This is a genomic window from Denitrobacterium sp. (genome assembly GCF_056180635.1).
Genome location: NZ_JAZZJS010000069.1, coordinates 14,468 through 38,199, shown reverse-complemented (window position 1 = coordinate 38,199; position 23,732 = coordinate 14,468). Strand labels below are relative to the sequence as shown.

Sequence of the window (23,732 nt, the reverse complement as noted above, 5' to 3'; positions counted from 1 at the left end):
TGAACTAAATGATATGTCTTTTGTAGCAATCATGGAAGGCCATTGTAGCGCGAGCGCCAAGGGGGCGCAATTGCGCGCGACCAAGGCGCACCAAGTTGTAATGTGGGGCATTAGGCCCGTTCGTCGAAGAAGTTCTTCACTTTCGCGAGGGCGTGGGCGAGGACGCGCTGCTCTTCGCTCGTAAGACCGTTGAGTGCTTCGGAGATCATGCGCTCATGGAAGAGGCGGTGCGCACGGTACGCCTTGCGGCCCTTCGTGGTGAGGGAGAGGAGCACCTTGCGGCGGTCTTCCTGCGAGCGTTCGCGACGCACGTAGCCCAGCTTTTCCAGCTTGTTCACGGCGGTGGTGAGCGTGGCGAGCGTTACCTCCAGGCGCGTCGCGCAGACGTTCATTGGGTTTCGCTCGTAGAGCCCAACGGCTACGATAGTATGGATGTCCGTGATGGTAAGGCCCTGGGTGAACTGGTTGGCAAGCGCGCGCTCTTCGATGCGCATGACCGACTGGAACGTTCCCGAGAACAGGTCGTCGAGGCCAAGATTATGCGCGGCCATGGCCGGATATGCGGAAGCTGCCATAGATGGGTCCACCTTCATCGCCGTGGGCGTTGCATGTATACGCTTGCATCGCCTGGGGGCATCGGATAATTTTGTTTGAGTTTCAAAGTATTTTACCGCATCGTAAACCTTGCGCGCGTGCTGCACAATACGACCATGCGTGAGCGGTGCGTGAAGGAGGCATATACGTGGGTTGCACGGTTATTGGATGCGGCAAGGCGCTCCCGAAGCTGTCGGTGAGCAACGACGATTTGGCCAAGCTCGTCGATACGAGCGACGAATGGATCGTGAAGCGCACGGGTATCCACGAACGCCGCATCGCCGTGAACGAGTCGAGCACCGACCTTGCGGCTGCTGCCTGTTCTGCTGCTTTGGGTCTTGAGGGCTCTTCCATCGAGGCCTCCTCGTGGAATCTGGGCTCGGTCGACCCCGAAAGCATCGACCTGCTCATCTGCATGACCATCACGCCCGACGCCACCATTCCCTGCCAGGCTTCCCTGATCAAGATGCGCCTGGGCCTTACCAATGCGGTGGCGTTCGATTTGAATGCCGCCTGCTCGGGGTGCGTGTACGGCATCACCGTGGCCGAAAACATGATGCGTGCCTCGCAGATGGCACCGGGCAGCGGCAACAGCATTCGCCGCGCCCTCGTGGTGGGCGTCGAACGCCTGAGTCGCATCGTCGACTGGACCGACCGCGCGACGTGCGTGCTGTTCGGCGATGGAGCGGGCGCCGTTCTCTTGGAATGGGACGAATCGCAGACGGGCATTATCAGCTCGTTTTTGAAGAATACCGACGACGAGGAACTCACGCTTTCGCGCGCGAACATGTTCGATCGCGCCCTGTTCCCCTTCGACGAGGCGGGTGTCGCGGAATCCTCGAACGATGCCGCATTCGATTGCGCCATTCCCGTGACGCCGTTCATCGGCATGGCGGGGCGTACCGTCTTCAAGTTCGCCACCGCTGCCATGCGCGAGGCCATCGAGGCGGTTCTCGAGCGTGGCTCCATCGATATCGACCAGGTGAAATGCATCGTCCCCCATCAGGCGAACGAGCGCATCATCGCCCACGTGGCCAAGAAGATGGAAGTCCCCCTCGAACGTTTCCAGGTTTCCATCGGCACGAGCGCAAACACGAGCGCGGCCAGCGCCCTCATGGCGCTGTGCGACGCGTATTGCGACGGTCGCATCAAGCGCGGCGACAAGGTGGTCATGGCCGGCTTCGGCGGGGGCCTCACCTCGGGAGCCGTGCTGTTCGAGGCGTAATTCACGGTATCGCCTGGCTGAAGACGTATATGCGCTCACGTGGTAAAATGGGGCGCATCGCGGCCAGGCTGTCTTAAATCGCAGCTGAAACGGAAAAGGATAGACATGCAGTGTCCTCGTTGCGGAGCAAGGAACGGTAGGCAGGCGGAGCGCTGCCACGCGTGCGGCATGCCCCTCATGCAAATGGGCGGGCGCGTAGTGCCCGTTCAGGTTCACCATAATCGCAGTAGGCTCGCCAATCGCCAGATGCGCCCGCAGGGGGCCGCGTATTCCGCGGTGCCGCTGTACGAGCGCCGTCAGCCCTGGTATCAGAAGCTGCTCATGTTTGTCGTGGCCATTCTGGTAATCTGCGGCGTGATCTTCGGCATCTATTCCGCGTTCCAGACGTTCCAAAACGATAAGGCCAGTCAGGCCGCCTACGATGCCCAGCATGTAAGGCAGACGGTGAAGATTGCCTTCGACCTGCCCGAATACAAGGCGGGTTCCTCGTCGGTCATTCCCATTCGCGTTACGGGCACCGACCTCGACGGCAATAGCGTCAACGAGATTCATCTCATGACGCTTGCCGACAACACCATCGATCTGCTGCAGGGCACCTACACGTTCACGCCTGCGGGATCCCCGGTTACGGCAGCTGGCAATATCTACAACCTTCCCGCTGCGGTGAACGTATCCGTTACGGCTGATGGCATTGCCGTCGACGGCAATGCGGGAACCACTGCCTCGATGTCCTATTCGGTGATTCAGCCCATCGATATTACCGACCAGCAGATTTCCGATGTTCGCCAGTGGATGACCGAAGCGTCGTTGGACGATGCGACTATCCAGAAGTACGTCGATGCCATTACCACTGCGCGCACCACGGCGCAGGAAGAGGAGGCGGAGGCTTCCGGTAGCGTGGTGGAAACCGATTACTTTACGGTCACCATTCCCGCGTTGTGGCGCGACGAGGTGAGCACGAAGACCACGAAGAACAATGGGCTTCCCACCGTTACCGTGTACCTGGATGGCTACAGCAGCCTCGAGCTCATGACGGTGACATGCGTGAAAGACGGCGCCAAGAGCGACGAGGAAGACAACGTCGACCATATCGCGGGCACCGTGCAGGGCAATGGCTATCGCGTGGAAGTCTGGACGACGAACTGGGCCTATTATGCATCGCTCATGGCCCAGGGCTCCGTCGACCAGATCGTCTCGACGAGCGTGCTCGAAGACCTGGTACGCCTCTCTTCGGGTGGCGCATTCACGTATAGCCAGGTGAGCGAAATGAGCAAGAGCGCCATTGGCACGCCCGACATCGATTTCGCGCAGGATAGCGTCATCCCGTCGGTGAAGGCCACGGGCACGGTGAGCGCCTCTTCTTCCGCCAGCGACGAAGACGAATACACCACCGTTACCACGACGACCACTACCACCACGCGTTCGAACTAGCCAAGGTTGCAGAATGGTTACAGCTGCGTGTGCACCTCGCGGCTGTGAATTCCTGCCCCATGCACTCCGTTCCGTAGGGGTACAATGACCCCGAAAAATGTCATTGCCCGCTGCGAGTTTTGCAGAACGGAGTACGAACGTGAAACATACCTTCGATGTGACGGGGATGTCGTGTGCGGCATGCTCGTCGCGCGTCGACAAAGCGACGCGCGCAGTTCCCGGCGTGGCCGATTGCGCCGTCAACCTTCTGAAGAACAGCATGGAGGTGGAATACGCCTCCGACGTCACGCCCGAGCAGGTGAGCTCGATTGATGACGAAATCGCGGCTCAAGTGTCGAAAGCGGGCTACGGGGCGATTCTACGCGAGCCCGTTGAGCAGCAAGGCGGCGGCAAGAGCGCCGCGCGTTTCGCCCATGAGCGCCAGGAAGAGCTCGCTGCTAGTCGCGAGCGCCATATGCGCATGAGGCTTATCGTCTCGGCGATTTTCTGCGTTCCCCTGTTCTATCTGGCCATGGGCCATATGCTCGAATGGCCGCTTCCCATGATCTTCATGGGCGACGAGAACATGTTCATCGTCGCGCTTACCGAGCTGCTGCTCTCGATTCCCATCGTGGTAGCCGGTGCCGATTTCTTCCGTGGGGGTTTCAAGAGCCTCTTCCACCTGTCGCCCAATATGGATGCCCTCATTGCCATTGGCGCGACTGCGTCCATGGGGTACAGCATCGCGAACATGTACCTGATGGCGTATGCGATGGGCGCGGGCGACATGGAGGCCATGCACGGGGCGTTTTCTTCGCTGTACTTCGATTCCGCGGGCATGATTCTCACGCTCATCACGGTGGGCAAGTACTTCGAGGCCCGTGCGAAGGGGCGTACCACCGATGCTATCTCGAAGCTCATCGACCTCGCTCCCAAAACGGCGCGCGTTTCCCGCGATGGCGTTGAGGTGGAGCTCCCCGTGGAGCAGGTCTCCGTGGGCGACGTGCTCGTGGTGCGCACGGGCGAGGCCATTCCCCTCGACGGCGTGCTGCTCGAAGGCGCGGCTTCGGTAGACGAATCGGCTCTTACCGGTGAAAGCGTGCCCGTGGAGAAGGCTCCCGGCGATGTGGTGACGGGCGCCACCATGAATACGGCGGGCTATTTCACCATGCGCGTAACCAAGACGGGCGACGATACGGTGCTTGCGGGCATCATCGCCCTGGTCGACGATGCCACGAGCTCGAAGGCCCCCATCCAGAAGACGGCCGACAAGATCGCCGGCGTCTTCGTGCCGGTGGTCATTGCGTTTGCCCTGGCCGTGTTCGCGCTTTGGATGGTGCTGGGCGCCGATTTGTCGCAGGCCCTGAACTACGCCATCAGCGTGCTCGTCATTTCGTGCCCGTGCGCGTTGGGCCTGGCCACGCCTACGGCAATCATGGTGGGAACGGGCCGCGGCGCGCGCAGCGGCATCCTCATCAAGTCGGCCGAAGCGCTCGAGGCGGCTGGCAATGCCCATACCGTGGTGTTCGACAAGACGGGCACCATCACGGCCGGCGCGCCTTCCGTTGTCGACGTGTATCCCGTTGGCCTGGGCGAGCATGAGCTCGTCTCCTTTGCCGCAGCGCTCGAGGCGAAGAGCGAGCATCCTTTCGCGCGCGCCATCGTTGCGTATGCATCCGAGCATGAGGCGTCTTCGCCCATCGCCGTCGAGTTCGAGCAGATTCCCGGCGGGGGAGTGGCTGCGCTCGTCGACGGGCATACGGTTTGCGCTGGCAATGCGTCGCTCATGGGCGAGCGTGGCATCTCGGTTAGCGAGGTCGAGGAGCTGGCCTACGCGTATGCCGACGAAGGCGCGACGCCGCTCTATTTCGGTTGCGACGGCAAGTTGGCCGGCGTTATCGCGGTTGCCGACCGCATCAAGCCCACGAGCGCTCGCGCTATCGAGGCGCTGGGCGGATTGGGCATCGAGACCATTATGCTCACGGGCGACAACGAGCGCACTGCCGCTGCCATTCAGCGCCAGGCGGGCGTGGGCCGCGTGATCGCGGGCGTGCTTCCTGCCGACAAGGAGCGTGAGGTTTCGCGTCTCTCCCAGGCCGGGCGCGTGATCATGGTGGGCGATGGCGTGAACGACGCTCCCGCGCTTGCCCGAGCCGACGTGGGCATCGCCATCGGCAACGGTACCGATATCGCCATCGACAGCGCAGACGTCGTGCTCATGCGCAGCGACTTGGCCGATGTCGTTTCCGCCGTCGAGCTTTCGCGCCGCACGTTGCGCACCATTCGCCAGAACCTGTTCTGGGCGTTTATCTACAATGTCATTTGCATTCCCATCGCGGCGGGCTTCTTCGCGTGGGCCGGCCTTACCATCAACCCGATGATCGGTGCCGCGGCCATGGGCTTCTCGTCGGTGTTCGTGGTTGGCAACGCGTTGCGCATGCGCTCGTGGAAGCCTTCGCTCGCTGCGTCCACGGTTGCCGCGGTCGCAGATGGGGAAGAGGAACTGGAATCGTCCGGCGCCGAGGGCGCGCCGGTGGAACATGCCGATAGCGCAAAGGAGACCGTCATGGAAAAGAAGTTCAACGTCGAGGGCATGATGTGCCAGCACTGCGTCGCCCACGTGACCAAGGCCCTGGAGGGCGTCGAGGGCGTAACCTCCGCCGATGTCGACCTGGATGCGAAGAGCGCCGTGGTTCATCTATCTGCCGATGTGGCCGACGATGTGCTCGTGGCCGCCATCGTGGAAGCGGGTTACGAGGCGACCGTCGCCTAGCTTGCCACCACAACTTAGCTGCTTGGTTCGCGCGCCCTCGTTGGCGCGCGAATACTGTGGAGACGGTTGCGTTCTCCAGGTGGTATCCTTACCATATCTGAATAGTTAGATTGTCTAAGGAATTAGATTCCAAGCGAAAGGAAGATGTTCATGGCTACCATCGACGTCATCAAAGAAGTGCTCTCCGACAACCTCGACATCGACCCCGAAACGGTTACTCCGGAGTCCACCCTGGAATCTCTGGGCATCGACTCCCTCGACATGGTTGAAATGACCTGCGACATCGAAGAGAAGCTCGACATCGAGTTCGGCGAGCCCGAAGGCCTCGATACCATCGGCGCCATGGTGGAATACATCGACTCTCTGAAATAAGGCGCGCATGAATACTCGCGTAACTGAACTACTGGGCATTCGCGTGCCCATCATTCAGGGCGCTATGGCTCGCATCGCCGATGCGAGCCTTGCGTCTGCCGTGAGCGAGGCTGGCGGACTGGGCATCATCGCCTGCGGTGGTGCCCCGCTTTCGTGGGTGGAAGAGCAGGTCGAGGCCGCACGTGCCAAGACCAGCGCTCCCATCGGCGCCAACGTCATGCTCATGGATCCTCAGGCTGCCGATCTGGCCAAGCTTCTGGTCGACCTCAAGATCGACGTCATCACTACGGGCGCTGGCAGTCCGGCCAACTACATGGAAATGTGGAAGGAAGCCGGCATCAAGGTCATCCCCGTCGTGGCGAGTGCTGCTCTGGCCCGCCGCATGGAGCGCCTGGGCGCCGACGCCGTTGTGGCGGAAGGCACCGAATCGGGCGGTCATGTGGGCGAGCTCACGACCATGGCTCTTATTCCCTCGGTATGCGAAGCTGTTAGCATTCCCGTTATCGGCGCTGGCGGCATTGCCGATGGCCGCGGTCTCGCGGCTGCATTCGCGCTGGGCGCCGAAGGCGTTCAGTGCGGTACACGCTTCCTCACGGTAGAGGAGTGCACGGTTTCCGACGCGTACAAGGAAAAGATTCTGGGCGCGAAGGATGCCGACACCATCGTCACCGGTCGTGGCTCGGGTCATCCGGTGCGTTGCCTGAAGAACAAGTTCGCACGTACCGCGCGCAAGCTCGAAACCGACCCGACGAAGGGCGCCGAGCTCGAGGCCATGTACGTGGGCAGCCTGCGCCGCGCCGTGGAGGGCGATGTTGAAAATGGCACCGTCATGGCTGGTCAGATTGCCTCCATTGTCAACAAGCGCGAAACGGCTGCGTCCGTGTTGCAGGAAATGGTGAGCCAAGCCGAAGCCATCTGCGGTCTTTCCCTCGAGGCACGCGCCGCGAAAAGCGCCGAGCGCGCGCTGTAGTGGGGCGTGATCGTATGGAATTGAACGAAGCAAACGCACGCGTGTTCATGTGCTCTGGCCAGGGTTCCCAGAAGCCTGGCATGGGCGCCGACATCATCGACATCCCCGAAGTGGCCGAAGTGTTCGACTGCGCGGGCGATGTGCTGGGCCTCGACGTTCGCAACCTGTGCACGCAGGCCACTGCCGAAGAGCTCAACGAGACGCGTAATGCCCAGGCCGCCATCGCGACGCTGTCCATCGGCGTTGCGGCGGCGCTTGTCGCCCGCGGCATTCGCCCCCAGGCCGTTCTGGGCTTCTCGCTCGGGCAGATCAGCGCCCTGGCCATTTCCGGCATGCTTTCCGTGGAAGACACGTTCCGCCTTCTGTCGGTGCGTTCCGGGCTCATGGCGAAGGCTGCCGCCGAAAGCGCCGGCGTGATGAGCGCGTTCATGAAGGGTAAGCCCGAAGAGGTCGAAGAGGTGTGCGCTCAGTGCGCCCAGGGCCAGGTGCTTGTTCCCGCGAACTATAACAGCGCAGCTCAGATTGTTGTTTCGGGCGAAGTCGACGCCGTCGACCGTGCCGAGGCCGCATGGAAGGAACGTGGCTACAAGGCCCGTCGCCTGGCTACGTCGGGCGCTTTCCACAGCCCGCTCATGCAGCAGGCGGCAACCGAGTTCGCAGCGTACCTGGAAACGGTCGACTTCGACGAGCCCCGCGTTCCGCTCATCTGCAACACGGATGCGCAGCCCCTTTCCGCTGCCGAGGCTCCCGCTCATCTGGCGGCGCATCTCACGCATCCCGTGCGATTCATGCAGAGCGTGCAGGCGCTTGCTTCCGCCGGCGCCACCGATTTCGTGGAAGTCGGCTTTGGCGGCGTCCTGAATAACCTGGTGAAGCGCATCGATCCATCGCTTACCCACGTGTGCGTGCAAGATAAGGCGAGCTTCGAATCCCTTATCGAGAGTCGAGCTTAAACACAGACGGGCGCCGGTTTCATCCGGCGCTCGGATTTCTGGAAGCATCCAGAGCGTTCGCCGCGCCCGCGTGCGCTAAGGCGAACGTCGATATGAAGGAGTAGCAATGCAAGAACAGGAAACGCCCATCACCCGTTCGGCTATCGTCACGGGTTCGGGTCGCGGCATTGGCCGCGCAATTGCCCTGGAATTCGCATCGAGGGGGTATAACGTCTGCGTGAATTGCCCCAGCGAGTCCTCCCTGGAAAGCGCGAACGCGGTTGCGTCTGAAATCGAACGCGATTTCGGCGTGCGCGCCATCGTTGCCGTGGCCGACGTATCCAAGATGGACGAGGCCAAGCAGATGGTCGATACGGTCCTTTCCGAATTCGGCCGCGTCGACGTGCTGGTGAACAATGCCGGCATCACGCGCGACGGCCTTATCATGCGCATGAAGGAAGAGGATTTCGACAGCGTCATCGCCGTTAACCTCAAGGGCTCCTTCAACTGCTGCAAGGCGGTTTCCCGCGCCATGACCAAGCAGCGTTATGGCCGCATCATCAGCCTTTCCAGCGTCGTTGGCGTATACGGCAACGCTGGCCAGGCTAATTATGCGGCTTCCAAAGCGGGCATCATCGGCCTTACCAAGTCGCTGGCGAAGGAACTCGCTGGCCGTGGCGTAACGGTTAACGCCGTCGCCCCCGGTTTCGTCGAGACGCCCATGACCGATGCGCTCACCGAAAAGCAGCGCACGGCAATCATCGACCGCATTGGCTGTGGTCGCCTGGGCCAGCCCGAAGACGTGGCGCATCTCGTCGCCTTCCTGGCCGAAGAAGAATCGAGCTATATCACCGGCCAGGTGGTATGCGTGGACGGAGGTCTTTCCGAATGAGCGAACTGAACACCGCAACCCGTCGCCCCGACGGCACCCACCGCGTAGCCATCACGGGCATGGGCGCCGTTTCGCCTGCGGGCATCGGCGTCGACGTCCTGTGGGGTGCGCTCATGCAGCGTTCGTGCTGCATCGCGCCCATCGAGCGCTTCGATACCGAGGAATTCCAGGTTCATAACGCGGGCGAAGTGCGCAACTTCGACGGCACCGAACATGGCCTGAGCAAGAAGGAGGCGCGTCGTTTCGAGCGCTTCGTGCAGTACGCCATCGTGGCGAGCGACGAGGCCCTTGCCCAGAGCGGCCTGAAGATGGAAGAGGAGGACGCTTCCCGCGTCGCCGTCATCTTCGGTTCGGGCATCGGTGGCATCGACGAGCTGCAGAAGGGCTTCCACGACCTCGAGAACAAGGGTGCCAAGCGCGTGAGCCCGCTGTTCGTGCCCACCATGATCAGCAATATCGCTGCGGGCAACCTCGCCATTCGCTACGGCATGAAGGGCGAGTGCCTCGACATCGTGACGGCATGCGCCACGGGTGCCCATTCCATCGGTACCGCCGTGCGCGACATCCGCCATGGCTATGTCGACGCCGCCCTGGCTGGTGGCGCCGAAGAGGCCATCAGCCCTATTTGCATCGCGGGCTTCAGCAACCTGGGCGCCCTTACCAAGGAAGAAGACCCCACGAAGGCGTCTCTTCCGTTCGACGCCCGCAGGGGCGGCTTCGTGGCGGGCGAAGGCGCAGGTGCCGTGGTTCTGGAATCGTTCGAGCATGCCATTGCGCGTGGCGCCGCCATCTTGGCCGAGGTCACGGGCTACGGCTCCACGGGCGATGCCTATCATATGACCGCCCCCGATCCCAGCGCCGAGGGCATCACGCGCGCCATGCGCATGGCCCTGGAAGAGGGAGGCTTCACGCCTTCTGACCTGGGCCATTTGAATGCCCATGGCACGGGCACCGCTGCCAACGACAGCACCGAATCGGCAGCGCTTCTCGCGTTGTGCGGCGAAGAAGAGGGCAAGAAGGTGCCGGTAACCAGCGTGAAGGGCTGCATCGGCCATACGCTGGGCGCTGCGGGCGCCATCGAGGCCATCGTGTGCGCGCTCTCCGTGATGCGCGACGCGGTTCCTCCCACGTCCGGCTTCGAGCAGGCCGACCCGGAATGTCCCGTAAACGTCGTTTCCCAGCCCATGGAGGGCTACGAGCAGAAGGTCGCCCTTACGACGTCCCTGGGCTTCGGCGGACATAACGCCGCCCTGGCCATTTCGCCTTACAAGGCATAAGCGCGTACCGCGCAAAGGAGTGTGTACAAGATGGATATTACCTTTCCCGCAGATGCGTCTGTCGTGAAGAGCGTGCTTCCGCACCGCGAGCCCTTCGTATGGGTCACGCGCGTGCTGGAGTGCGCGCCGTGCGAGCATGTCGTCGCCGAGCTCGACGTCGATTCCGAGCTCGAGATCTTCAAGGGGCATTTCCCCACGCATCCCGTCCTGCCCGGCGTCATCCTCATGGAGGCGCTCGCCCAGGCTGCGTCGTTCTGCGTTCTCGCAGGTCGTGGCATCGAGGGCACGGTAGGGTTCCTCACGGGCATCGATAAGGCGAAGTTCCGCCGCCAGGTTCTGCCCGGCGAGACGGTTCGTCTGGAAGGCACGATCGTGAAGGCTGGCTCCCGCATGGTGGTCGCCGAAGTCGTGGCCACGGTCGATGGCGAAGTGTGCGCGCAGGCGACGCAGAAATACGTGCTCGCCACTGCTCAGCAGGCGTAACGCGCGGAGGGGGTTTACATGGAGAACTACTATACCTATGGGCGAACGCCCGTAGCGAACCAGAGCGAAACGGCTGATGCCGCAAAGGTACTGTATCGGCTCGACCGCATCACCGAGGAAGCGCCTGCGACGATTCCCGTTGCGCTGGTCATGACGCATGGCAAGGATGCGCGCACGGTCCTTCAGGATGTCGCGTCTGCGGGCATGCAGCCGTGCGCCGTATACACCGAAGACCACAAGGCGGCTTCCTATCTGCGCTTCGCCGAGAAGCGCGTGTGCCTGGGCGAACGCTATTCCGATGAGCTCTTCTCGAACGCCTATGCGGTGCTTGGCGCCGCCCTGGAGGCGGAGGCTCAGGTCATCCTGCTGTGCGAAGAGGCGCTGCCCCTGGCGACGGTCGACTCGTTCCTCGCTCGCGCGAAATGCCATGGCATTAGCGTGTATGCCACCGACGACGTTGCCGCCAACCTTCTGGGTTGGAAGCTCTGCGAAACCGACCGCGATTCCGTAGAGGAAGAGCATTGGTGCACGTGCCGCAATTGCAAGCTCACGTTCGCCGAGTCCTCGCTGGCGAAGAGCTACTACACCTGCCCGGCGTGTGGCACCTACTACCGCCTGTCCTCCACGCAGCGCATCAACGACCTGCTGGATATGGACAGCTTCGAGGAGTGGAACGCCACCTGCACGGAAACCGACCCACTCGATTTTCCCGGGTATCAGGACAAGCTGCAGAAGCAGCGCGAGAAGACGGGCCTCGATGAAGCCGTTCGCACGGGTCGTGGCCGCATCGCGGGCCTGCCGTGCGCGTTGGGCGTGATGGAGGCAGGCTTCTTCATGGGCTCCATGGGCTCGGTTGTGGGCGATAAGGTGTCGAAGCTGTTCGACCGCGCCACGGAAGAGGGCTTGCCCGTCATCATCTTCTGCGCGAGCGGTGGTGCGCGCATGCAGGAGGGCCTTGTGTCCCTCATGCAGATGGCGAAGGTCAGCTGCGCGGTGGAGCGCCATTCCCGCGCGGGCCTGCTCTACATTTCCATCATTACCGACCCCACCACGGGCGGCGTTACCGCGTCGTTTGCCACGCAGGGCGACATCATCATCGCCGAACCGCATGCGCTTATCGGCTTCGCCGGCAAGCGCGTCATTCAGGATACGATTCGCCAGGAGCTCCCGAAGGGCTTCCAGACGGCGGAATTCGCCCTGGAGCACGGCTTGATTGACGCCATCGTTCCGCGCGAGGAGCTGCGCCGCACGCTGGCGCACCTGCTGGCCATGCATCGTGCCACCACCAGCTCGGTGGAGCCGGGCACGCCCACGGCCATCCTTACGTATGGCAGCGTGAAGGAGGCAATCGAGACGGGCCGCAACTCGTATAACCACGTTACGTACGGCCGCGTGCCCGTAACCGAGCTCGAAGAGCCCGAACCTGGCTTCTTCGATGCGCTGCGCAAGAAGCTGGGCATCCCCGAGCTTCAGGAGGCGCTTGGTTCGCGCGACGCCGTGGCGTTTTCCGATGGCGTGCCCCTGTACAAGGAGCCGCGTCCCGTATCCGACACGAGCCAGTCGAGCGAGGAGCCGAACGAGGCCTGGAAGAGCGTGCAGCTTGCCAGGAACACGCATCGTCCCACGGCCATCTACTACATCCGCAAGATGATCGACGGCTTCATCGAGTTGCATGGCGACCGCGCGTTCGGCGACGATGGCGCCATCGTGGGCGGCATCGGCTGGCTGGGTGGCCAGGTGGTTACCGTTATCGCCGAGGAAAAGGGCGAGGACTTGAAGCAGCGCATCGCGCGCAACTTCGGCTGCCCGCAGCCGGAGGGCTATCGCAAGAGCCTGCGTCTCATGCGCCAGGCCGAAAAGTTCGGGCGTCCCATCATCTGCCTGGTCGACACGCAGGGCGCCTTCTGCGGCGCCGAGGCGGAAGAGCGTGGGCAGGGCAATGCCATCGCCGAGAACCTGCAGGCCATGGCCGGGTTGCGCGTTCCCGTGGTGAGCGTGCTCCTGGGCGAGGGCGGTTCCGGCGGCGCGTTGGCGCTTGCCGTTTCGAATCGCGTGGCCATGCAGGAGCATGCGGTGTATTCGGTGCTTTCGCCCGAAGGCTTCGCGTCCATTCTGTGGAAGGACCGCTCCCGCGCCGCCGAAGCGGCTGCCGTCATGCGCATGAATGCCAATCAGGTGCATGAGATGGGCATCATCGATGCCGTGCTCGCCGAAGGCGACGCGCCCGCTCACGAGAATCCCGAGCAGGCTGCTCGTGAGCTGCGTCATTACCTGAAGCGCAGCTTGAACGACCTCGCGGATCTTACTCCCGACGAGCTCGTGGCGCAGCGCCAGGAGCGTTTCGCGAAATTCTAGAATTCCAGGCGTCATGTTCGTAGTAGCATGGCGCCTGTACTTTTTTACGACCGAAAGGAATTCCCCATGGCCATGCATGTCGTATGCCTCGATTTGGAAGGCGTACTCGTTCCCGAAATCTGGCAGGAGTTCGCGCAGGCGCGCAACATTCCCGCGCTCATGAAGACCACGCGCGACGAGCCCGATTACGATAAGCTCATGGCCTATCGCATCGACATCCTGCGCGAGGCGGGGCTGGGCCTTGCCGACATCCAGCAGACCATCGGCGCAATGGACCCGCTTCCCGGCGCTGCCGAATTCCTCGACGAACTGCGCTCCTTCGCGCAGGTCATCATCGTGAGCGACACGTTCGACCAGTTCGCGCGCCCGCTTATGCGCAAGCTCGGCTGGCCCACGCTGTTCTGCAACACGCTGGAGGTCGACGAGAATGGCATGCTGTGCGGTCACATCATGCGCGTGCAGGATTCCAAGCGCACCACCGTGCGCGCCCTGCAGAGCTGTGGCTTCGAAACGCTCGCGAGCGGCGATAGCTACAACGACCTGGGCATGATCCAGGCGAGCAAGGCCGGTTGGCTGTTCCGCGCGCCCGAGAGCATCAAGGAAGCCCACCCCGAGGTTCCCGCGCTGGAAACCTACGACGAGCTTCTAGCTGCCATCAGGGAAGAACTTGCGTAAGCGCGTTTAGCGCACGCAGCGCTTGTCGTCGTAGAGGCGCAAGTCGGCAATCTGATAGAGCTCGTCGGCGTCGAAGGGGCGAATGGTGTTGGCAACCGCCACGCCCACCGATGCGCTGGCGAAGGAGGCCGTTTCCCGGTCGACGCAAATAAGGCGAATACGGTCCACGATGCGCTGCGCGATTTCTCGCGCAGCGTTTTCGTTTTCCACGTTGCGCGCTGCCACGATGAACTCGTCGCCGCCCAGGCGCGCTGCGAAGTCGCTGCCGTCTTCCAACGTGCGCTGCATGAAGTCCCACGACTCGGGGTTCATGTTCACTTCCTCGCGAATCGCGCGGCCAACGGCCGTGAGCGTCGCGTCGCCGCGCTTGTGCCCGAAGCTATCGTTCACGAGCTTGAATCGATCGAGGTCGATGACCAGGAAGGCAACGGGCTTGCTACGTTCGCCCGCAAGCATGCTGTCGGCCAGGTCGAAGAAGGCCGTGCGGTTCAGCAGACCCGTAAGGGGGTCGAATGTCGACTGCACCTTCAGCTGCCGGCGGCTTTGCTCGAACATGCGCGCCGTGATGAAGCGCTCCATCTTCTCGCGCTGGAACATGAAGTGCAGGATGAGCGCGCCCACGAGGAAGATGACGACGTTGGTGGTGTCGCCTGCCGAAAGCGCTGGGTCTTTCGAGGCAAATGAGAATACGAGGAGCAATCCGCCCGCCAGGATGAGGCGCAGGGCCATCATCGCCATGGTTTCCATGAACACGATTCCCACGATGACCATGATGACCAGGAAGCTCGTGGCTACCATCGACGGGTCGATGGCGCTGGCCACCACGCCGAATGCCAGGAGCTCCGTCATGATGGCGTGGGATAGCGCGCGGATGAGGCGGTCGTCTCGTTCGTCGCTTGCGTCGAGGTCGCGGCGCTTCAGCTGCAGCGATGCGTGCTCGGTTGCGGCGGCGAGCACGGTGAAGACGACGTAGGCGGGGAAGAAGGCGCCGTCGAACAGACCAACGCCCGAGCAGAACGTCAGAATGGTCATGATGGCCAGGAACCAGGTGTTCAGGTGGTATCCGGCGTTGAAGTTGTTGATGGAGACGTCGCGGAGGGATTCGCGGAACACGCGCTGTGAATACCCGTAATGGTTGAATTCGTCGAGCGTCATGCGCTGCGTTCCCCCTAATGGTGTCGCAAGAATGCCATATACGTCACTATACTACAGGCGCTATGGCTCGTGTTCCTTACCATCGCTTTGCCACATTGCCCAAATCAATGTTCGCTCGGGCAATGCGCGGATAAATGTAATAAATTGACCAGCGACTAATAGGGTAAAGACTGGTACATTTTTACGCACATACATATGCGTATGTCATGGATTGCTGTATGAAACAGGGGCTTCTGCTCGGTTCATGCTGCGCATCGCCGGAAAAGGGGAGTCCGGCGTCCTTCGAGGAGGGAGCATACATGGCTTTCATGAAGCGTTCTTACGGTGGCGTCCAGCCTTACATTCCGTGCGGGCTGCTGCGCATACGCTTGCCATTCATTCACTTCAAGATTTCCCCTCCCGAAATCGTCACAGGCCTCATGAACGCATGCACGAGCTATGGCGCGCTCGCCGTGCTCATCACCACGCTGGGGCTCGACCCCGAAGTGGCATGGGCGCTCGTCGTGTTCGAGACCATGATGTACACGCTCAACTGGTTCTTGGGCGAACCCTCCATCTGCGGATGGATTACGCCTGCCATGGCAATCGTCATCGTGTACCTGGAGGGCTTCGACCCGGGCGTCGTGCGATTGCAGGCGCTTACCGCGGTTCAGCTGGAATTGGCGGCGATGTTCATATTCCTTGGCTTAACGGGCCTATCGAAGAAGCTCAACACGCTCGTGCCCCCGGGCGTTAAGGCCGGCATCGTGCTGGGCGCCGGCGTGAACGCCGTGTACGCGCGCCTTCAGCAGGGTGGCGCGGTCGACACCGTAACCGTGGGCTGCATGGCCGGCCTCATCGTCGTGTTCGTGCTAATGTTCAGCCAGCGCATCCGCAGTCGCATGGAAAAGCACCGTGTGCTTCAGGTACTTGGCAACTACAGCTTCCTGTGGGCCGTTCTCGTGATGTTCGTCGCGGGCGGCATTTCCGGCGAGTTCAATTACAACTTCAGCGGGCAGATCTTCAAGGTCCCCGATTTCGGTGCCCTGTTCGTGGCGGTTTCCCCGTTCTTCATCGGTTGGGCTCAGCCTGCCATCTGGATTTCCAGCCTGCCTATCGCGCTCATCGCGTGGGTTATCGCCTATGGCGACTTCATCACCGTGCAGCAGCTGGGCATGCAGGCGCAGCGCGAAGACGAGTACATCGAGTTCGATACGAACCGCACCAACGTCATCTGCGGTATCCGCAATCTCATCCTCGCGCTCTTCGCGCCGTACCCGGCACTTGCCGGCCCGCTGTCTGCTCCGTACTGCGTTGCCACGTACCAGCGTTATAAGGTTTCCGGCCGCCAGGGCATGGACAGCATCTACGACGGCTCGGGCACGAACCTCATCTTCACGGTAATCGGCCTGTTCATCTATCCGCTGTACGAGGCTGCGGCAGCTGCCGCCGGCGCAATGCTCGTGGTAGTGCTCTGCATTCAGGGCTTCGTCTGCACGCAGATCTGCTTCGATTTGGCGAACGACAAGCTCGACCAGGGCGTTGCCGGCATGATGGCCGGCTTCATCCTGGCGCGCGGCGGTGGCGTGGGGCTCGTGGCCGGCATCGGCCTGTATCTGCTCCTGGCCAGCAACTCGAAGATTCGCGACGACTTCCGCAAGAACAAGGAGAAGCAGCGCATCGAAGACGAGGAGACGGCGCGTCAGATTGCCGCGCTGGAAGAACGGCGGCGCCGCTTCCAGGCGGGCGAAATGCAGGAAGAGCCCAGTGCCCGCGAGTAGGGGCGTGGCGCTGTAATGTCGCAGGGGACCTCCCGTGTGGAACTGCCGAATGCGTTCCGCGCGGGAGGTTTTTCATATGCGGCACGCGCGTTTACCGCCTTTGCGTTGTTGTCAACGTGAATTGCTCGTTTCGCGCATATGACGATATCCGCCTTTGTGATAATGTCGCAACCGTTTATGCGCATTTCCGAATTGCAAGGAAGGGTAGGGACCGCAGTGACGGAAGACAAGACGATAATCCCCACGATGGGCACGAAGGATAGCGAGGACGCCGTTTACGACGCTCGCACCATTGGCAAGCCCAAGATGGCCGTGTTCGGCCTCCAGCATATGTTCGCCATGTTTGGCGCGACTATCCTGGTTCCCACGCTCACGGGCCTCTCGGTATCTGCGACGCTTCTGTTCGCGGGCCTGGGCACGCTCCTGTTCCACCTGCTCACGCGCGGCAAGGTGCCCGCGTTCCTGGGCTCCTCGTTCGCCTTCATCGCGGGCTACGCGGCCATCGCGCCCGCCGGCGAGCCCGAGCTGCTGCCGTACGCCTGCCTGGGCGTTGCATGCGCTGGCTTGCTCTACCTGGTTCTTTCCGGTCTGTTCAAGGTGTTTGGCGCCGCGCGTGTCATGCGCTTCTTCCCGCCGGTAGTAACGGGCCCCATCGTTATCTCCATCGGCCTCACGCTGGCATCTTCCGCTATCGCGAACTGTTCCACGAACTGGATCGTGGCCGTCGTCGCCATCGTCGTGGTTATCGCCTGCAACATCTGGGGCCGTGGCATGGTCCGCATCATTCCCATCCTGATGGCCGTCATCGTGTCGTACATCGTGGCTGCCTTCCTGGGTGAAGTCGACTTCACGCCCGTTGCCGAGGCTTCCTGGTTCGGCCTCCCCGTGCTTTACGACAACACGGTGTTCTCGCTGTTCACCAATGGCATGGACACGGGCCTGGCAATCACGGCCGTCATCACCATCATGCCCCTGGCGTTCGCCACGATGATCGAGCATATCGGCGACATCTCGGCCATTAGCTCCACGTGCAACCGCAACTACATCGCCAATCCTGGCCTGCATCGCACGCTTCTGGGCGACGGCTTGGCCACCATCCTGGCTTCGCTCTTCGGCGCTCCCGCCAACACCACGTACGGCGAGAACACCGGCGTTCTGGCGCTCACGAAGGTCTTCGATCCTCGCGTCGTGCGCCTGGCTGCCCTGTTCGCCGTTATCTTCTCGTTCTGCCCGAAGTTCGCCGCGGTTATCGAGGTCATGCCTGCGTGCGTTATCGGCGGCATTTCGCTCATCCTGTACGGCATGATTTCCGCCGTGGGCATTCGCAACCTGGTTGAGGCCCATGTCGACTTCACGCTCAGCCGTAACGTCATCGTCACGGCGCTCATCATCGTGCTGTCGGTGGGCATTGCCTACAGCGCCGACGGCGCCATCATCATCCCCGCGGGCTCCATCGTCATTTCGCTTTCCGGCTTGGCAATCGGCTCCCTCGTGGGCATTCTGGTGAACATCATCCTTCCTGGCAAGGAAACCGTGTATGGCATCGACGGCACGAAGGTGCAGGGGCATGCCGAAGACGCGGCCGTTGCCGGCGACCTTCCGCTCGAGGGTCCCACGCGCGACGAAGTGAAGAACGTCGCGGAGCATATGACCCGATAGGCCCTTCTTTTTGAATGAGTCGCACCCCGCTTCGTCGCTAGCGCGATGAGCGGGGTGTTTGTGTATCTTGCGCTCGTTTCGCCCTATTTATTTTCCAGCTCGGTTATATTCATATGAGTGAAACGAGGCTAAGAGTGGTACGTGCAGTGGCGCGTCGCCGTGAAGAGAGACGAGGACCGCTGTGACGGCAGAAGAGCGGGGTCATTCGAATAAGCCCTATGTGTTCGAGCATTTCAAGCTTGGATATATCGGCTTCTGCATTCCCTGGACGTGGGTGTATGAAATGGCCCATCGTCGTGCCACGGAGTCTTCTTCGTCCGACAACGCCGCCGTTCTCTTCCTCATGGTTGCGGCGGGCATGCTCCTGTTCGTTGCCCTGCGCAAGATAGTGAAGAATGATGCGGTGGAGCGCCTTCTCCATTGGCCTGCCGCCATTCTGGCAACCCTTTCCGTTGCGCTTATCACGTTGCCGCATTTCGGCATCACCATCTTGCCCGATACGGCTGGCTTCGCGCTTGGCGGCCTTGCCGGTGCTTTCTTGTACCTGTCGTGGGTGCCCTTCTACTCGGCGGTCGATGTGCGTTCCGCCGTGGCGTGCGTTTTCTCCTCGATGATCGTGGCGTCGGTGCTGAAGTTCACGCTCGACGTGCTTCCCCTCTTGGCGGGGAACGTCCTTCTTGCGGCGCTTCCGCTCTTCCTTCCGTATTTCGTGCGTCAGGCGTCAAAGAACATGCCTCCCAAGGACGCTCCGCTCATCTACTTCGGGTCGGCCCGCCAGTCGTTCCCGCATCTGGTTCTTCTGGGCGTCATCGTCTGCGCGTTCGTTATCGGCGTGGCTCCCGCCGTTGCGCCCACGTCTGCTTCGCAGCCCATCTTCCCGTTGGTGCTCGCGCAGCACACCATCGACATCATCGTGGCGCTCGCCGTGCTCTGGTGGGTTTTCGCGTATCGCGGGAAGCTGCATTTCACCAATACCTGGCGCGCCATTGTGATCATCGTTTCCACGGCGCTGCTGTTCCTGCCCAACATCGACACCGACCTTGCGGGCTGGGCGCTCGTGCTCGTGGGCGTCGCTCAGGGCATTCTGGTGGCCGTGCTGTGGTGCATGCTTTCCGACGTGGCGCATCATAGCTCCGCGAACCGCTTTACCATTTTCGGCGTCGCATGGGTGTGCTATGCGCTTCCCCTCGCGCTGGGCAGGCTTGCTGGCGGGGCGCTCGCGCAGCTGTCCAACGTGGTGTTCGTCGTCGCGCTTCTGTCGTATGCGCTCACGGTAACGGGCATTCTCTCGCTGAACGAGCGCAATTTCATCGAGAGCCAGATCTTCCGCGACCTCGACATGCCCGAAACCGGTCGCTCCATGTACGCGAGCATCGACGAAGGCTGCGAGCACCTTGGCGCGCGCTACAAGCTCACGAGCAGGGAAGTGGAAGTGCTGAAGCTCCTATGCAAGGGGCGGTCGAAGAGCTATATCGCCGAAACGCTCGTCATTTCCGAGAACACCGTGCGCAGCCATGCGCGCCATATCTACCGCAAGCTCGACGTTCACAGCAAGCAGGACGTCATGGACATGATTACCGAGAAGTCCGTCTAGGCACCTTGCCCCAAGAAGCAGAACAGCCTCCCAATGGGAGGCTGTTTTCATGTGAATGGTGCCCGAGGCGGGATTCGAACCCGCATGTCTTGTGGACAGCGGTTTTTGAGACCGCCGCGTCTGCCATTCCGCCACTCGGGCGCAGAATGCGATTATACCCGAACGGCGCATGCCCGCAAGAGCGCAGGCTCCGACCCACCATTGCTCCACGACGTGCTGGTGCGTGCTTGTCATGCTGCGCGGTAAAACGGGCTCAAGCGTTTGACGTGCGCATGCGTCTCTGCGAACATGGGCGAGCGTTGTTTTTCGGGAGGAATGCTATATTTCAAGTCTCAATTTTAAGAATCGCTTAAGCTATATGTAGATAGCGGTAGCATTTCGATGAATTGGGGTCATCCGTTCATTTGCGCGGCATCATAGATGGGCGATGTTGCTACAATTGCGAATGGTATTTATCTTAGGTAGGGGCGATGTCAGGCAAAATGGAATCTATGGGCAAGCACGCTGCTGTTTCGCAGGAGCAGGCCGAAGCTACCCAGACTCAGCAGGTCTCTGCTGTTAATCAGGCTGAACCGGATTCGTTCGCGTCCGCATTCAAGGCGGCTGGCATCAGTGCGCCCAAAGAGAAGAAGCCCTTCAACAAGCGTCTTGCCGCGAAGATCGGCATCGTCATCGCGGCCGTTCTCGTGGTTGCCTACATTGCCGGCGCGGTGTTCTTCTCGGGGCATTTCTTCCCCAACACGGCGCTCGGTTCGCAGGATATCTCTCTGAAGTCCACGCAGGAAGCGGCGAAGGTCGCCACCAGCATCGGCAGCAGCTATTCCGTCACCGTGAAGGGCGACGGTCTGTCGTTCAGCGTTTCCTCCGCTCAGGCGGGCCTCGAGGTCGATGGCGACGCGGTTGCGAACGCCTCCATCGCCGATAACAACATCTGGCTGTGGCCCATCGAGTTCTTCCGCACGCACGATGAAAGCGCCAATCTCTCTTCCGAGTACAGCGAAAGCGGTCTGGGCGATGTCGTGAGGCAGCAGGTGGAAACGTTCAACGCCACCGCCACCGACCCCCAGAACGCGTCGGTTCAGTACTCCTCCACTACGAAGCAGTTCGAAGTTGCCGCCGAAAAGGTGGGAACGAAGCTCGATTCCGATGCCGTGCTCCAGGCGGTCAACGATGCCGTGCTCGACATGTCTTCCACGGTCACGCTCGACGACGAGCAGCTTGTGAAGCCTACCGTCTTTTCCGACAACCCCGATCTCATCGCTGCCGCGCAAACCGCGAATGGGTACCTTACCGCCGATATCGAGCTCGTTCTGGGCACTACGGCCATCCATGCCGCGAACATTGGCGCGAACGAGATTTCCCAGTGGGTCGTCATTGGCGACGACCTTGCGGTCACCTTCGATGAAGATGCCATGCACGAATGGGTGGAAGAGCTTGCTTCCAGCTTGAACACCGTTGGCACCGAGCGCACTTACACGCGCCCCGACGGCCAGACGTTCACCGTTTCGGGCGGCACGTATGGCTGGAACATCGACGATGACGCCATGGTGTCCGATGTCGAAGATGCCATCGTGAATGGCCTGGTGGGTCAGCTTACCGTTGCCACCACGCTCGAGGGCTACACCTACAACGGCGCGGGCACGCAGGACTGGGGCGCATATGCCGACGTCAGCCTTTCCGAGCAGCACGTGCGCTTCTACAACGAAGCGGGCGAGCTTGTGTGGGAAGCCGATTGCGTCACCGGTAAGCCCGACGGCAAGCACAACACGCCCACGGGTGTGTGGCGCGTGCTGAACAAGGCGCGCAATTATACGCTCAAGGGCGACATTATGGTTGCCACGGGCCAGCCCGAATACGAGACGAAGGTGTCGTATTGGATGCCCTTCACGTATTCCGGTTGCGGCTTCCATGATGCCACCTGGCAGTCGGCGTTCGGCGGTACGCGCTACAAGGATGGCTACGGTTCGCATGGATGCGTGAACCTGGCTATGGGTGATGCCGCGTCCCTGTACGACCTCATCGCCGTGGGTAACGCCGTAGTCGTCCACGACTAGCGATTCGCACTACAAGAGGGTATGATGAGGGCCGCATTGCGGCCCTCGTTGCTTGGAGGGGTAATGCTTGACGTTCGCATGCTGAAAACGTACGTAAGCTACGTGGTGCCGTCCACGTTGGCTTTCGTGCTCACGGGCGTGTACAGCATCGTCGACGGCTTTTTCGTCGGGCAGATGGCGGGCGATGTCGCGCTGGCGGGCATCAACGTTGCATGGCCCATCGTGGCGCTTGTCATGGCATTGGGCACGGGGATTGGCATGGGCGGTGCCGTCGTGTCCTCCATTCGTTCCGGCGAGGGCAACGAGCAAGCCTCCCGTCGCGCAATCGGCTGCGCCATCACGCTTCTTCTGGCGGTAACTCCCCTCGTCATGGTCGTGCTTCTCGTGGGCGGCCAGCCCCTTCTATGGGTCATTGGCGGTCGTGACGAGGTTCTGGTGCAGGCCCAGGCATATCTTTCCGTTATTGCCTGGGGCTCCGTGTTTCAGATGATCGAGGGTGGAAGCGTTCCGCTCGTGCGCAACATGGGGCACGTGAAGTTCGCCATGGTGGCGCAGATGGTTGGCGGGCTCATCAACGTCTTCGGCGACTGGGTCCTCGTCGTGCTGCTGGGGTGGGGGCTCGTTGGCGCCGCTCTGGCTACCGTTTCGGCGCAGGCCGTAGCTTCGGTCTTCTTCATCGTCTTCTTCCTGCGCAGCGGCCGTCTTTCCAAGGGCGACCTTGGCATCGAACGCGCGCTGGTGGGGCGCATGTTCAAGATCGGTTTCGCTCCGGCTGCGCTTACCCTCCTGCCCGAAGTCACCACGATTGTGATGAACATCGCGACGGTCACGTATGGTGGGGTGACCGCTCAGGCATCGTTCGCCATCATGTCGTATACGGTTGTGGCGGTGCAGTGGGTTATCCAGGGCGTGCACGACGGCTCGCAGCCCATCATCAGCCTCTGCTATGGTTCGGGCGACGCGCGCAGCGTGAAGCGCCTGCGCTACATCAATTACGTTCTGGCCGTGCTCGTGGGCATCGTGGGCTGGGTGGGGTTGTATGCGTCGCGTGCGCAGATTGCCATGCTCTTCGGTGCTTCCGCGGAGGGTGCTGCGGTGTTCGCGCATGGCGTTGCCATCTTCGCGTTCTGCCTGCCGTTCTACGCTATCGCCCATGTGGCCGTGTCGTTCTTCTACGCTGTCGAGCACGCACGGGGCGCTATGGCGCTTATCGTGGGCGAGATTGCCCTCATGGTGGCGTTGCCCGTGTTGCTCCCCCTTGCATGGGGGCTCGATGGCGCGTGGGCATCGGCGCCTTGCTGCTATGCGCTGCTGGCCGTTCTGGCCGTATGCCTTGTGCGTGTGGGGAATGAGCGTTTGCGGGAACGCCTGCTCAGGCAAAAGCGTTTACATGATGAAAAAGAAAACGAGGTCGTGTGAAAAGTTTAATTTGGCTTGCATGAACCGCATCGCTTGTGGGACAATACCCCAGCATTCGGGCGATTGGCGCAGCGGGAGCGCAAATGCCTTACAAGCATTAGGTCGCAGGTTCGAATCCTGCATCGCCCACCAC

The 23,732-nt window shown here is 61.6% G+C and carries 18 protein-coding genes and 2 tRNA genes; 17 read left to right on the top strand and 3 right to left on the bottom strand.

The features are described 5' to 3' along the window. Positions 1-110 precede the first annotated feature (110 nt). Positions 111-575, bottom strand: a complete 465-nt coding sequence (locus AC04P6_RS06225) for a MarR family winged helix-turn-helix transcriptional regulator (protein WP_475565751.1) — start codon at positions 573-575, stop codon at positions 111-113. A 167-nt stretch (positions 576-742) separates the two neighbouring features. Here AC04P6_RS06225 and AC04P6_RS06220 point away from each other — a divergent pair, with 167 nt between their 5' ends. The 11 genes from AC04P6_RS06220 (at position 743) to thrH (ending at position 13,958) form a co-directional block, all read left to right on the top strand. Further along, positions 743-1,819, top strand: coding sequence for a beta-ketoacyl-ACP synthase 3 (locus tag AC04P6_RS06220; protein WP_475565750.1), 1,077 nt, complete (start codon positions 743-745; stop codon positions 1,817-1,819). Between the two features lie 168 nt (positions 1,820-1,987). Then, complete coding sequence (locus tag AC04P6_RS06215; protein ID WP_475565749.1) at positions 1,988-3,250, top strand: hypothetical protein; 1,263 nt, start codon at positions 1,988-1,990, stop codon at positions 3,248-3,250. 139 nt (positions 3,251-3,389) lie between these two features. Further along, positions 3,390-6,002, top strand: coding sequence for a heavy metal translocating P-type ATPase (locus tag AC04P6_RS06210; RefSeq protein ID WP_475565748.1), 2,613 nt, complete (start codon positions 3,390-3,392; stop codon positions 6,000-6,002). A gap of 150 nt (positions 6,003-6,152) precedes the next feature. Then, positions 6,153-6,374 (top strand): acyl carrier protein, encoded by a 222-nt coding sequence (locus tag AC04P6_RS06205; protein ID WP_066664791.1) that lies wholly within the window; start codon positions 6,153-6,155, stop codon positions 6,372-6,374. 7 nt (positions 6,375-6,381) lie between these two features. Beyond that, the gene (locus AC04P6_RS06200; protein ID WP_475565747.1) at positions 6,382-7,344 is read left to right on the top strand and encodes a nitronate monooxygenase; all 963 of its coding nucleotides are present in this window, start codon (positions 6,382-6,384) and stop codon (positions 7,342-7,344) included. Between the two features lie 14 nt (positions 7,345-7,358). Beyond that, entirely contained in the window at positions 7,359-8,297 is a 939-nt protein-coding gene (locus AC04P6_RS06195; RefSeq protein WP_475565746.1) for an ACP S-malonyltransferase, read from the top strand. 106 nt (positions 8,298-8,403) lie between these two features. Beyond that, on the top strand, positions 8,404-9,168 hold the full coding sequence (fabG, locus tag AC04P6_RS06190) for a 3-oxoacyl-[acyl-carrier-protein] reductase (protein WP_475565745.1): 765 nt from the start codon (positions 8,404-8,406) through the stop codon (positions 9,166-9,168). After that, the gene (gene fabF / locus AC04P6_RS06185; RefSeq protein WP_475565744.1) at positions 9,165-10,445 is read left to right on the top strand and encodes a beta-ketoacyl-ACP synthase II; all 1,281 of its coding nucleotides are present in this window, start codon (positions 9,165-9,167) and stop codon (positions 10,443-10,445) included. The genes fabG and fabF overlap by 4 nt, the downstream gene beginning before the upstream one ends. 30 nt (positions 10,446-10,475) lie before the next feature. Then, complete coding sequence (gene fabZ / locus AC04P6_RS06180; RefSeq protein WP_475565743.1) at positions 10,476-10,928, top strand: 3-hydroxyacyl-ACP dehydratase FabZ; 453 nt, start codon at positions 10,476-10,478, stop codon at positions 10,926-10,928. An 18-nt stretch (positions 10,929-10,946) separates the two neighbouring features. Next, complete coding sequence (locus AC04P6_RS06175) at positions 10,947-13,283, top strand: acetyl-CoA carboxylase carboxyltransferase subunit alpha (RefSeq protein ID WP_475565742.1); 2,337 nt, start codon at positions 10,947-10,949, stop codon at positions 13,281-13,283. A 66-nt stretch (positions 13,284-13,349) separates the two neighbouring features. Further along, on the top strand, positions 13,350-13,958 hold the full coding sequence (gene thrH, locus AC04P6_RS06170; RefSeq protein ID WP_475565741.1) for a bifunctional phosphoserine phosphatase/homoserine phosphotransferase ThrH: 609 nt from the start codon (positions 13,350-13,352) through the stop codon (positions 13,956-13,958). Positions 13,959-13,964: 6 nt separating this feature from the next. Here thrH and AC04P6_RS06165 read toward each other — a convergent pair whose 3' ends face one another. Next, positions 13,965-15,113 carry a GGDEF domain-containing protein gene (locus AC04P6_RS06165; protein ID WP_475565740.1) on the bottom strand — a complete coding sequence of 383 codons (1,149 nt, stop codon included), beginning with the start codon at positions 15,111-15,113 and terminating at the stop codon, positions 13,965-13,967. A 299-nt stretch (positions 15,114-15,412) separates the two neighbouring features. On the opposite strand from AC04P6_RS06165, the gene AC04P6_RS06160 reads away from it, so the two are divergent. The 3 genes from AC04P6_RS06160 to AC04P6_RS06150 all read left to right on the top strand — a co-directional run bounded on the left by AC04P6_RS06160 (position 15,413) and on the right by AC04P6_RS06150 (position 20,126). Further along, complete coding sequence (locus AC04P6_RS06160; RefSeq protein ID WP_475565739.1) at positions 15,413-16,873, top strand: solute carrier family 23 protein; 1,461 nt, start codon at positions 15,413-15,415, stop codon at positions 16,871-16,873. Between the two features lie 246 nt (positions 16,874-17,119). Continuing rightward, positions 17,120-18,532, top strand: coding sequence for a uracil-xanthine permease family protein (locus tag AC04P6_RS06155; RefSeq protein WP_475565765.1), 1,413 nt, complete (start codon positions 17,120-17,122; stop codon positions 18,530-18,532). A gap of 181 nt (positions 18,533-18,713) precedes the next feature. Further along, the gene (locus tag AC04P6_RS06150) at positions 18,714-20,126 is read left to right on the top strand and encodes a helix-turn-helix transcriptional regulator (protein WP_475565738.1); all 1,413 of its coding nucleotides are present in this window, start codon (positions 18,714-18,716) and stop codon (positions 20,124-20,126) included. Between the two features lie 56 nt (positions 20,127-20,182). Here the strand turns inward: AC04P6_RS06150 and AC04P6_RS06145 are convergent. Beyond that, positions 20,183-20,267 (bottom strand) — tRNA-Leu (locus tag AC04P6_RS06145). Between the two features lie 329 nt (positions 20,268-20,596). Here AC04P6_RS06145 and AC04P6_RS06140 point away from each other — a divergent pair. The 3 genes from AC04P6_RS06140 (at position 20,597) to AC04P6_RS06130 (ending at position 23,731) form a co-directional block, all read left to right on the top strand. Beyond that, entirely contained in the window at positions 20,597-22,180 is a 1,584-nt protein-coding gene (locus AC04P6_RS06140; protein WP_475565737.1) for a L,D-transpeptidase family protein, read from the top strand. Between the two features lie 63 nt (positions 22,181-22,243). Next, a complete protein-coding gene (locus AC04P6_RS06135) occupies positions 22,244-23,599 on the top strand; it encodes an MATE family efflux transporter (protein ID WP_475565736.1) in 1,356 nt (451 codons plus the stop codon). A gap of 57 nt (positions 23,600-23,656) precedes the next feature. Continuing rightward, a tRNA-Val gene (locus AC04P6_RS06130) sits at positions 23,657-23,731 on the top strand. The last annotated feature ends 1 nt before the right edge of the window (position 23,732 follow it).